The sequence below is a fragment of the Stenotrophomonas sp. Y6 genome, assembly GCF_022436665.1.
GTDB lineage: Bacteria > Pseudomonadota > Gammaproteobacteria > Xanthomonadales > Xanthomonadaceae > Stenotrophomonas > Stenotrophomonas acidaminiphila_A.
In genome coordinates this window covers 258,059-269,721 of sequence record NZ_JAKUKB010000003.1, presented here as the reverse complement: position 1 = coordinate 269,721, position 11,663 = coordinate 258,059, and the positions used below count along the sequence as shown (strand labels likewise).

Genomic DNA, 11,663 nt, shown 5'->3' with positions numbered 1-11,663 from the left:
GCGCGATTGTAGCCCCCGCCATTCAAAGAGCATTGTTGCAGGGCCGCAATCGGCCCCTTCGAACACCCCCAGGAACAAGCACAAGTCACTGAATTAAAACAATAAAAAGGCAACAAAAGCATTTCCCCGCGCGACCCACGGCCAAGCTGGAAAAGCGCATTTCCGCGCTGCTTTACCAATTGTAAACTGGACGGTATAGTCCAAATCGTGCATCCCACCCGCCCCCGATCCAGGCCCGCCGAAGCACGCGACCAGCGCGTGTTCGACGCCGTGCGCGAGCTGCTGGCGACCCAGGGCATGCACCTGAGCATGGACGCGGTGGCCGCCTACGTGGGCTGTTCCAAGCAGACCCTGTACAGCCGCTATGGCAGCAAGCGCGAGCTGCTCAGCCTGGCGATGCGCCGCCACGCCAGCGTCGCCGCCGCGCCGCTGGCCGCCGGCGACGAACGCCCGCTGCGCGACGTACTGCTGGATTTCGCCGTGCACTACCTGGAGCACCGCAACCAGCCACGCGTGCGCCAGGCCGCGCAGGTGATCGCCAGCAGTACCCTGGAATTCCGCGACGAAGCCCGCGCGCTCTACCATGACAGCGCCGACGTGGTGCGCGACCAGTTGGCTGAATGGATGCGAACCGAGATGGCGCGCGGCCGGATCATCCATGACGATGCGCATTTCATGGCTGAAATGTTAATAAGCATGATCGCTGGTCAGGATTTCGAACGACAACGGTTCCACGCTCCCCACCGCGACGCCCCCGAGTTGCGCCGCCGGTGGGCCGAATTCGCCGTCGATGCCTTCCTGCGCGCCTTCCCGGCGCCGCCGGCCGGCATCCCCGGCACCCGCTGAAAACAACCTCCGGAGTTTCCCGATGACCTCCCCGCTGCGCATCCTCGCCCTGACCGGTGCCCTGGCCCTGGGCCTGACCGCCTGCAAGAAGCCACAGGAACAGGCCGCCCCGCCACCGCCGGATGTCGGGGTCATCGAAGCCAGGCCACAGACGCTTCCGCTGCAGCGCGAACTGGTCGGCCGGCTGTCGCCGTTCCGCTCGGCCGACGTGCGCGCACGGGTGTCCGGGGTACTGCTCAAGCGCGCCTACGAAGAAGGCAGCGCGGTGAAGGAAGGCCAGCTGCTGTTCCAGATCGACCCGGCGCCGCTGCGCGCCACGCTGGCCTCGGCCGAAGCCGCGCTGGCGGCGGCCCGCGCCAGCCACGCCAACGCCCGGACCACCGCCGAACGCGCGCGCTCGCTGGCGCCGCAGAACTACGTATCCAAGTCCGACCTGGACAACGCCGAGGCCGCCGAGCGCACCACCGCGGCGGCCGTGCAGCAGGCGCAGGCCGCCGTGGCCAGCGCCCGCATCAGCCTGGGCTACGCCAATGTCACCGCGCCGATCGCCGGCGTGGCCGGCAAGCAGCAGGTGACCGAAGGTGCGCTGGTCGGCCAGGGCGAGGCAACGCTGCTGACCACGGTCGACCAGATCGACCCGCTGTACGTCAATTTCTCGATGACCGCCGACGAACTGAGCGCGCTGCGCGCCGCCCAGGACAAGGGCGCGGTGGCCCTGGCCGGCGACGGCAAGACCACGGTGCAGGTGAACCTGCCCGACGGCACCCCGTACGCCCACCAGGGCACGCTGGACTTCTCGGCGACCACGGTCGACCCGGCCACCGGCGCGGTCTCGCTGCGGGCGCAGCTGCCCAACCCCGAGCGCAGCCTGCTGCCGGGTTCGTTCGTGAGCTTCAAGGCCAACCTGGGCGAGCGCAACAACGCCTTCCTGATCCCGCAGCAGGCGGTGCTGCGCGACACCCGCGGCGGGTACGTGCTGGTGGTGGGCAAGGACGGCAACGTGGCACGCAAGGACGTGGCGCTGGACGGCCAGCAGAACGGCAGTTGGCTGGTCTCCTCCGGCCTGGCCGCCGGCGACAAGGTGATCGTCTCCGGCGTGCAGAAGGTCAAGGAGGGCGCGCCGGCCAAGCCCTCGCCGTGGCAGCCGGGCCCGGCCCAGCCCGCCGCCAAGCCCGCAGCCGCCGCGCCGGCGCCGGCCAAGTAAGGGAAACGGGAACCCGCCATGCCTAAATTCTTCATCGAACACCCGGTATTCGCCTGGGTGGTGGCCATCCTGATCTCGCTGGGCGGCGTGATCTCGATCCTCAACCTGGGCGTGGAGTCCTACCCCAGCGTCGCCCCGCCGCAGGTCACCGTGAGCGCCACCTACCCGGGCGCCAGCGCCGCCACCGCGGAGAAATCGGTCACCCAGGTGATCGAGCAGCAGCTGACCGGCATCGACAACCTGGTCTACTTCAGCTCGTCCTCGTCCTCGACCGGGCGCGTGTCCATCACCCTGACCTTCGACAGCGGCACCGACCCGGACATCGCCCAGGTGCAGGTGCAGAACAAGGTCGCCCTGGCGACCCCGCGCCTGCCATCGGAAGTCACCAAGCAGGGCGTGGTGGTGGCCAAGGCCAACGCCGGCTTCCTGATGGCCATCGGCGTGCGTTCGGACGATGGCTCGGTGGACCGCGACGCGCTCAACGACATCGTCGGCTCGCGCGTGCTGGACCAGATCTCGCGCGTGCCGGGCGTCGGCAGCACCCAGCAATTCGGCTCCGAGTACGCCATGCGCATCTGGCTCAACCCGGAGAAGCTGCAGGGCTACCACCTGTCGGCCACCGACGTGTACAACGCCATCGGCACCCAGAACCTGCAGTTCGCCGCCGGTTCGGTGGGCGGCGACCCGGCGCCGAACGGCCAGGCGTTCACCGCCACCGTCGCCGCCGAGGGCCGCTACAGCACGCCGGAAGAATTCGAGAACACCATCCTGCGGGCGAACGCCGACGGCAGCGTGGTGCGGCTCAAGGACGTGGCCAGCGTCGCCTTCGGCGCCTCCAACTACGGCTTCGACACCCGCTACAACGGCAAGCCGGTGGCGGCCTTCGCCATCCAGCTGCTGCCCGGCGCCAACGCCCTGGACGTGTCCAAGGCGGTGCGCGCCAAGATGGACGACCTGGCCCCCAGCTTCCCGCCCGGGGTGAGCTGGTTCACCCCGTTCGACAGCACCACCTTCGTCAACATCTCGATCAAGGAAGTGGTGCACACGCTGGTGGAAGCCATCGTGCTGGTGTTCCTGGTGATGCTGATCTTCCTGCAGAACTTCCGCGCGACGATCATCCCCACCCTGGTCATCCCGGTGGCCCTGCTCGGCACCTTCATGGGCATGCTGGCGATCGGCTTCACCATCAACCAGCTGACCCTGTTCGCGATGGTGCTGGCGATCGGCATCGTGGTCGACGACGCGATCGTGGTGATCGAGAACGTCGAACGCATCATGAGCGAGGACAAGCTCGACCCCAAGCCGGCCACGCAGAAGGCGATGGGCCAGATCACCGGCGCGGTGGTGGCGATCACCGTGGTGCTGGCGGCGGTGTTCATCCCCAGCGCCATGCAGCCCGGTGCCTCGGGCGAGATCTACAAGCAGTTCGCGCTGACCATCGCCATGTCGATGGGCTTCTCGGCGCTGCTGGCGCTGAGCTTCACCCCGGCCCTGTGCGCGGCGTTCCTGAAGCCGACCCACAATGAACGGCCGAACTGGATCTACCGCACCTTCAACACCTATTACGGCAAGCTGGAAAAAAGCTACGTCGGCAGCGTCGGCAGCGTCATCCGCCACAGCCCGCGCTGGCTGATGGTGTTCGCGCTGCTGCTGGTGCTGTGCGGTTTCCTGTTCACCCGCCTGCCCGGCAGTTTCCTGCCGGAAGAGGACCAGGGCTATGCGCTGGCCATCGTGCAGCTGCCGCCGGGCGCGACCAAGAGCCGCACCACGGTGGTGTTCGACCAGCTGTACGGGATGATGAAGGACGACCCGTCGTTCGAGGGCATGATGCAGGTCACCGGCTTCAGCTTCGTCGGTTCCGGCGAGAACGTCGGCATGGCCTTCATCCGCCTCAAGGACTGGGACGCGCGCGAGGAGACCGCGCCGGAGTTCATCCAGAAGATGAACGGCAAGGCGTTCGTCGGCATCAAGGACGCGCAGGTGTTCTTCGTCAACCTGCCCACGGTGCAGGGCCTGGGCCAGTTCGGCGGCTTCGACATGTGGCTGCAGGACCGCGCCGGCGCCGGCCAGGAGGCGTTGATGGAGGCACGCAACACCCTCATCGGCGCGGCATCGGCCGACAAGTCGCTGGTCGGCGTGCGCCCCAACACCCTCGAGAATTCGCCGCAGCTGCAGCTGAAGGTGGACCGCGTGCAGGCCCAGGCCATGGGCGTGTCGGTCAACGACGTCTACACCGCGATCCAGATGATGCTGGCGCCGGTATACGTCAACGACTTCTTCTACGGCGGCCGCATCAAGCGCGTGAACATGCAGGCCGATGCCGCCTACCGCACCGGCCCCGAATCGCTGCGCAGCTACTACGTGCCCAGCTCGCTGAGCAAGGACGCCGACGGCCAGCGCTCGATGATCCCGCTCAGCACGGTGGTCAAGTCCGAGTGGATCTACGCGCCGCCGGCGCTGAGCCGCTACAACGGCTACTCGGCGGTGAACATCGTCGGCTCGCCGGCCCCGGGCGGCAGCTCCGGCCAGGCGATGGCGACCATGGAAAACCTGGTGCGCAACGACCTGCCCAACGGCTTCGGCTACGACTGGAGCGGCATGTCCTACCAGGAAATCCTGGCCGGCAACGCCGCGGCGCTGCTGATGGTGCTGTCGGTGGTGGTGGTGTTCCTGTGCCTGGCCGCGCTGTACGAAAGCTGGTCGATCCCGGTCTCGGTGCTGCTGGTGGTGCCGGTCGGCATCCTCGGCGCGGTGGTGTTCTCGCTGCTGCGCGGCCTGCCCAACGACCTGTACTTCAAGATCGGCATGGTGACGGTGATCGGGCTGGCCGCGAAGAACGCGATCCTGATCGTGGAGTTCGCGGTGGAACAGCGCGCCGCCGGCAAGACGTTGCGCGAGGCTGCGATCGAAGCGGCGCACCTGCGCTTCCGGCCGATCCTGATGACCTCGTTCGCGTTCATCCTGGGCGTGCTGCCGATGGCCATCTCCACCGGCGCCGGCGCCAACGCCCGCCACTCGCTGGGCACCGGCGTCATCGGTGGCATGCTGTTCGCCACCGTCATCGGCGTGCTGCTGATCCCGCTGTTCTTCGTCACCGTGCGCCGCGTGCTCGGCGACAAGCTGGACGAGCCCTCCAGGCAGTTCATTGAGCAGCACAAGGTGCGTACGGTGCAGCAGGATCGTTGATAAGGACGTCGATCCTGAAACTACGAAGAAGCCCCGGCATTGCCGGGGCTTCTCTTTTTCTCAAACGGCGGCTGGACCATCCGCTCCGGCTACACCGGGCCCGCCCGGCATCCGCCGCCGCTCAGCGCACGCCGGTTTCGTTGCGGGCGATGACCAGGCGCTGGATCTCGCTGGTGCCTTCGTAGATCTCGGTGATCTTGGCGTCGCGGAAGTAGCGCTCCAGTGGCATTTCCTTCGAATAGCCCATGCCGCCGTGGATCTGCACGGCCTGGTGGGCGATCCACATCGCCGCTTCCGAGGCGGTGAGCTTGGCGACCGCGGCTTCGGTGGAGAAGCGCTTGCCCTGGGCCTTGGTCCAGGCCGCGCGCAGGGTCAGCAGCAGCGCCGCGTCCAGCTTGCACTTCATGTCGGCGATCTTGGCCTGGATCATCTGGAAGCTGCCGATCGGCGCGCCGAAGGACTTGCGTTCGCGCACGTAGGCCAGCGACGCCTCGTAAGCGGCGCGGGCGATGCCCACCGCCTGCGCGGCGATGCCGATGCGGCCGGAATCGAGCAGGCTCATGGCGATCTTGAAGCCCTGCCCCTCGGCGCCGATCACATCCTCGGCGCGCGCCACGTAGTCCTGGAACTCGATCTCGCAGGTCGCCGACGCACGCACGCCGAGCTTGGGCTCGGTCTTGCCGCGGCCGAAGCCCGGGCGGGTAGTGTCGATCATGAAGGCGGTGATGCCGCGCGCGCCCTGCGACGGGTCGGTCATCGCGAACAGCACGATGTAGCGCGCCACCGGGCCGGAGGTGATCCAGCTCTTCTGGCCGTTGATCACGTAGGAACCGTCGGTCTGCTTCACCGCGCGGCAGCGCATGGCGGTGGCGTCGGAGCCGGACTGCGATTCAGTCAGGGCGAAGGCGCCGATCTCGCGGCCCTCGGCGATCGCGCGCACGTACAGCTGCTTCTGTTCCTCGCTGCCGTGGCTGAGCACGGCGTTGCAGAACAGCGAGTTGTTGACCGACATGATGGTGGCGTGCGCGGCATCGGCGGCGGACACCTCGATGATCGCCAGCACGCTGGACACCGGGTCCATGCCCGCACCGCCGTACTCGACCGGCACTTCGATACCCATCAGGCCGTTCTCGCCGAGCAGGCGGATGTTCTCCAGCGGGTATTCGCCGGTGGCATCGTGGTGCTCGGCGCTGGGCGCGATCTTCTCTTGGGCGATGCGGCGGGCGACGTCCTGCAGCATCAGTTGTTCGTCGGAAAAGCTGAAATCCACTACACCCCTCCCAGGGCATTACGAAGTTGCGATTGTAACTGTTGCCGTGACTGGCAAAGAGGGGGCTGGCCGCGGCAGACGGCGTTGGGTGGGCAGCGCCATTCACGTCGACCTGCGCGCCCGTTCGCCTGGCCCACGCGGGCCGCGCCTTGACCCTGCCGCGCCGCAGCAGCAAAATATCTCTCTATCTCGATAGGTAGATATTTATGGATCTGGAAGACTGGTCGACCCGCCTGAAGGTGTTCGCCGACGCCACCCGCGTGCGCCTGCTGACGCTGCTGGAGCAGGAAGAGCTGACCGTGGCCGAGCTGTCGGCCATCACCACGCTGGCGCAGCCGCGCGTGTCCACCCACCTGGCCCGGCTGAAGGAAGCCGGGCTGGTCCGCGACCGCCGCGCGGGGGTATCGGCCTACTACCGCTTCGACGACGCCGCGCTGGATCCGGCGCAGCGCGCATTGTGGCATGCGCTGAGCAACGGCAGCGACGACCCGCTGCTGCGCCAGGACGCCGAGCGGGTGCCCTCGGTGCTGGCGATGCGCGCGGCCGACCAGAACTGGGCCGACAGCGTGGCCGGCGACATGGAACGCCACTACTCGCCCGGACGCACCTGGGAGGCGCTGGCACGCAGCGCGCTGCCGCTGCTGGAAACCGGCGACGTGCTCGACATCGCCTCCGGCGACGGCGTGCTGGCCGAACTGCTGGCCCCGCATGCGCAGCGCTACGTCTGCATCGACACCAGCGCGCGCGTGGTCGCGGCGGCCAGCGAACGCCTGCGCAAGCTGCCCAACGTGGAAGTGCGCGAGGGCGACATGCACCAGCTGCCGTTCGACGATGGCAGCTTCGACCTGGTGGTGCTGATGCACGCCCTCACCTATGCCAGCCACCCGGCCAAGGCCGTGGCCGAAGGCGCGCGGGTGCTGCGCCCGGGCGGGCGGCTGATGCTGTGCAGCCTGGCCCGCCATGAGCACAAGGTGGCGGTGGAAGCCTACGGCCACGTCAACCTGGGCTTCACCGGCAAGGAGCTGCGCAGGTTCGTCGAGAAGGCCGGGCTGGAGGTATCCAGCCTGGAGACCGTCACCCGCGAGAAGCGCCCGCCGCATTTCGAGGTGATCTCGCTGATCGCCCACCGCCCCTGAGCCGGCATACCCGCCCTCGCCCCCGATTCCAGCCTACGGTCCGCCCATGCACGCCCTCCCCTGGCTCCATCCCGAACGCGTCGCCCTGCTGCTGCAGGCCCTCGCGCAGCGCATCCTGGTCATCGACGGCGCCATGGGCACGATGATCCAGCGCCATGGGCTGGAAGAGGCCGACTACCGCGGGCAGCGCTTCGCCGGCGGTTTCGATTCGCGCCACGACGCCCAGCCACCGGCCGCGCCCGGCACTGCCACGGCAGCGCCGCAGGCGCACGTCCATGGTGCCGGCTGCGGCCATGACCTGAAGGGCAACAACGACCTGCTGCTGCTGACCCGGCCGGACATCATCGCCGGCATCCACAGCGCCTACCTGGAGGCCGGCGCCGACCTGGTCGAGACCAATACCTTCAACGCCACCTCGATCAGCCAGGCCGACTACCACCTGCAGCACCTGGTGTACGAACTGAACAAGGCCGGCGCGCAGGTGGCACGGCAATGCTGCGACGCGATCGAGGCGAAGACCCCGGACAAGCCGCGCTTCGTGATCGGCGTGCTCGGCCCGACCAGCCGCACCGCCTCGATCAGCCCCGACGTCAACGACCCGGGCTTCCGCAACACCAGTTTCGACGAACTGCGCGCGACGTATCGCGAGGCCATCGACGGCCTGATCGACGGCGGCGCCGACACGCTGATGGTGGAAACCATTTTCGACACGCTCAACGCCAAGGCCGCATTGTTCGCCATCGAGGAAGCCTTCGATGCGCGCGGCGGGCGCCTGCCGGTGATGATCTCCGGCACCATCACCGACGCCTCCGGCCGCACCCTGTCCGGGCAGACCGCCGAGGCTTTCCATGCGTCGGTCGCGCACGGCCAACCGCTGTCGATCGGCTTCAACTGCGCGCTGGGCGCCAGCGACATGCGGCCGCACGTGGAAACCCTGGCGCAGGTGTCTGATGGCTACGTCAGCGCCCACCCCAACGCCGGCCTGCCCAACGCCTTCGGCGAGTACGACGAGACCCCGGAGGAAATGGCCGCCACGCTGAAGGAGTTCGCCACCTCCGGGCTGCTGAACCTGGTCGGCGGCTGCTGCGGCACCACCCCGGCGCACATCAAGGCGATCGCCGAGGCCGTGGCCGGGGTGCCGCCGCGGGCGCTGCCGCAGGCCCGGGAGCTGGCCGCATGAACACCCCGTCGTATACCCGCCTGTCCGGCCTGGAGCCGCTGGTCATCACCCCGGACCTGCTGTTCGTCAACGTCGGCGAGCGCACCAACGTCACCGGCAGCGCGCAGTTCCGCAAGCTGATCAAGGAGGAGCGCTACGAGGAAGCGGTGGAGGTGGCGCGTCAGCAGGTCGCCAGCGGCGCGCAGATCCTGGACGTCAACATGGACGAGGGCCTGATCGACTCCGAGAAGGCGATGACCCGCTTCCTCAACCTGATCATGTCCGAGCCGGATATCGCCCGCATCCCGGTGATGGTCGATTCGTCGAAGTGGAGCGTGATCGAGGCCGGGCTGAAATGCCTGCAGGGCAAGAGCGTGGTCAACTCGATCTCGCTCAAGGAGGGCGAAGCGGCGTTCGTCGAGCACGCCAGGCTGGTGCGCCGCTATGGCGCCGCCGCGGTGGTGATGGCCTTCGACGAGGACGGCCAGGCCGACACCTGCGCGCGCAAGGTGGAGATCTGCACCCGCGCCTACCGCATCCTGGTCGAGCAGGTCGGCTTCCCGCCGCAGGACATCATCTTCGATCCGAACATCTTCGCCGTCGCCACCGGCATCGAGGAGCACGACAACTACGCGGTGGACTTCATCGAGGCCACCCGCATCATCAAGCGCACGCTGCCGCATTGCCACGTGTCCGGCGGCGTGTCCAACGTCTCGTTCTCCTTCCGCGGCAACGAGACCGTGCGCCAGGCGATCCATGCGGTGTTCCTGTACCACGCCATCCGCGCCGGCATGGACATGGGCATCGTCAACGCCGGCGCGCTGCCGATCTACGACGACCTGGAACCGGAACTGCGCGAGCGGGTGGAGGACGTGATCCTCAACCGCCGCCGCGACGGTACCGAACGCCTGCTGGAGATCGCCGAGCGCTACAAGGGCAGGAAGGGCGAGAAGAAGGCCGAGGACCTGGGCTGGCGCGACAGACCGGTGCGCGAGCGGCTGGCGCATGCGCTGGTGCATGGGCTGGACAGCTGGGTCGAGGCGGATACCGAGGAGGCGCGGCAGCAGGCCAGCCGGCCGCTGGACGTGATCGAAGGGCCGCTGATGGACGGCATGAACGTGGTCGGCGACCTGTTCGGCGCCGGCAAGATGTTCCTGCCGCAGGTGGTCAAGTCGGCACGGGTGATGAAGAAGGCGGTGGCCTACCTGCTGCCCTTCATCGAGGCCGAGAAGCTGCGCACCGGCGACGTCGGCAAGAGCAACGGCAAGATCGTCATGGCCACGGTCAAGGGCGACGTGCACGACATCGGCAAGAACATCGTCGGCGTGGTCCTGGCCTGCAACAACTTCGAGGTGATCGACCTGGGGGTGATGGTCCCGGCGCAGAAGATCCTGGACACCGCGCGCGCCGAGAACGCCGACCTGATCGGCCTGTCCGGGCTGATCACGCCCTCGCTGGAGGAAATGAGCCACGTCGCCCGCGAGATGCAGCGCCAGGGCTTCAGCACGCCGCTGCTGATCGGCGGCGCCACCACCTCGCGCGCGCACACCGCGCTGAAGATCGACCCGCATTACGCCGCGCCGACAGTGTGGGTGAAGGATGCCTCGCGCGCGGTGGGCGTGGCGCAGTCGCTGATCTCGCCGGAGCTGCGCGGCGCTTTCGTCGCCGCCAACGACGCCGATTACGCCGACATCCGCCAGCGCCACCGCAACCGCGGCGACGCCAAGCGGCTGGTGTCGCTGGAACACGCACGCGGCCAGCGCTTCCACTGCGACTGGGCGCAGTACGTTCCGCCAGTGCCGGCCCGGCCCGGCGTGCACGTGTTCGAGGACTGGCCGCTGCAGGACCTGCTGCCGTTCATCGACTGGACCCCGTTCTTCAGCGCCTGGGAACTGGCCGGCAAGTTCCCGGCGATCCTCGACGACGAGATCGTCGGCACCCAGGCCAGCGCGCTGTACCGCGACGCCCGCGCGATGCTGGACACGATCATCAAGGAAAAATGGCTGACCGCCCGTGCCGTGTTCGGGCTGTGGCCGGCCAACAGCCGCGGCGACGACGTGGTGGTCTCGCTGCCCGACGGCGAGACCACCCTGCACTTCCTGCGCCAGCAGGTGGACAAGCCGGCCGAGCGCCCGGACTTCTGCCTGGCCGATTTCATCGCCCCCGAGGACAGCGGCCGGCAGGACTGGATCGGCGCCTTCGCGGTCACCGCCGGCATCGGCATCGAGCCGCACGTGGCGCGCTTCGAGGCCGACCACGATGACTACAACGCGATCCTGCTCAAGGCGCTGGCCGACCGCCTGGCCGAGGCGCTGGCCGAGCGCCTGCACCACCGCGTGCGCACCGGCTACTGGGGCTATGCCGCCGACGAGGCGCTGGACAACGAAGCGCTGATCGCCGAGCAGTACGTCGGCATCCGTCCCGCCCCCGGCTATCCCGCCTGCCCGGAGCACAGCGAGAAGCGCACGCTGTTCGCCATGCTCGGCGCCGAAGGCATCGGCATGTCGCTGACCGAAAGCTTCGCCATGCTGCCCACCGCGGCAGTGTCCGGCTATTACTTCAGCCACCCGCAGAGCCAGTATTTCGTGGTCGGGCGGGTGTCCAAGGAGCAGGTGGCCGACTATGCGCGGCGCAAGGGCGTGGACCGGGCGCAGGCCGAGCGCTGGCTGGCGTCGAACCTGGACTACGACCCGGATTGAGCGCACGCGTGCGGGGCGTGCGCCCGGGAATCGCCAGGGCGCCGTGGCGCGGGCGACACCCCGTGGCGCATGCGGCGCAGGGCACTGAGCTGCGCGCGCGGGCGTTCCGTGCACGGGCCGGTGCCGCCGGCAGCCCGCCATCACCGTGGCGAATGCCGCCCAT

Annotated in this window: 6 protein-coding genes and 1 pseudogene; 6 read left to right on the top strand and 1 reads right to left on the bottom strand. The window is 68.4% G+C overall.

The genetic code is table 11. The annotated features are described in order from the left end of the window. Positions 1-297: 297 nt before the first annotated feature. The 3 genes and pseudogenes from MKP15_RS04675 to MKP15_RS04665 all read left to right on the top strand — a co-directional run bounded on the left by MKP15_RS04675 (position 298) and on the right by MKP15_RS04665 (position 5,236). Positions 298-846, top strand: a complete 549-nt coding sequence (locus tag MKP15_RS04675; RefSeq protein WP_233996377.1) for a TetR/AcrR family transcriptional regulator C-terminal domain-containing protein — start codon at positions 298-300, stop codon at positions 844-846. Between the two features lie 22 nt (positions 847-868). Continuing rightward, positions 869-1,993: pseudogene (locus MKP15_RS04670) on the top strand (efflux RND transporter periplasmic adaptor subunit); the annotation flags it as partial. Between the two features lie 75 nt (positions 1,994-2,068). Next, entirely contained in the window at positions 2,069-5,236 is a 3,168-nt protein-coding gene (locus tag MKP15_RS04665; RefSeq protein WP_104939061.1) for a multidrug efflux RND transporter permease subunit, read from the top strand. Between the two features lie 121 nt (positions 5,237-5,357). On the opposite strand, the gene MKP15_RS04660 is transcribed toward MKP15_RS04665, so the two are convergent. Further along, a complete protein-coding gene (locus MKP15_RS04660; RefSeq protein WP_240211951.1) occupies positions 5,358-6,506 on the bottom strand; it encodes an acyl-CoA dehydrogenase family protein in 1,149 nt (382 codons plus the stop codon). Positions 6,507-6,712: 206 nt separating this feature from the next. Here MKP15_RS04660 and MKP15_RS04655 point away from each other — a divergent pair, with 206 nt between their 5' ends. The 3 genes from MKP15_RS04655 to metH are packed head-to-tail and all read left to right on the top strand — an operon-like array spanning position 6,713 to position 11,500. Next, positions 6,713-7,642: a metalloregulator ArsR/SmtB family transcription factor gene (locus tag MKP15_RS04655; RefSeq protein WP_161614050.1), complete on the top strand. Its 930-nt coding sequence runs from the start codon at positions 6,713-6,715 to the stop codon at positions 7,640-7,642. 46 nt (positions 7,643-7,688) lie between these two features. Further along, complete coding sequence (locus tag MKP15_RS04650; RefSeq protein ID WP_240211950.1) at positions 7,689-8,822, top strand: homocysteine S-methyltransferase family protein; 1,134 nt, start codon at positions 7,689-7,691, stop codon at positions 8,820-8,822. Then, positions 8,819-11,500, top strand: a complete 2,682-nt coding sequence (gene metH, locus MKP15_RS04645; RefSeq protein ID WP_240211949.1) for a methionine synthase — start codon at positions 8,819-8,821, stop codon at positions 11,498-11,500. Before MKP15_RS04650 ends, metH begins: the two co-directional genes overlap by 4 nt. Positions 11,501-11,663: the final 163 nt, after the last annotated feature.

Coding starts and splice junctions, on each gene's coding strand:
- MKP15_RS04675 (WP_233996377.1), top strand. CDS start 298: ATGCACCTGAGCATGGACGCGGTGGCCGCCTACGTGGGCTGTTCCAAG.
- MKP15_RS04665 (WP_104939061.1), top strand. CDS start 2,069: ATGCCTAAATTCTTCATCGAACACCCGGTATTCGCCTGGGTGGTGGCC.
- MKP15_RS04655 (WP_161614050.1), top strand. CDS start 6,713: ATGGATCTGGAAGACTGGTCGACCCGCCTGAAGGTGTTCGCCGACGCC.
- MKP15_RS04650 (WP_240211950.1), top strand. CDS start 7,689: ATGCACGCCCTCCCCTGGCTCCATCCCGAACGCGTCGCCCTGCTGCTG.
- metH (WP_240211949.1), top strand. CDS start 8,819: ATGAACACCCCGTCGTATACCCGCCTGTCCGGCCTGGAGCCGCTGGTC.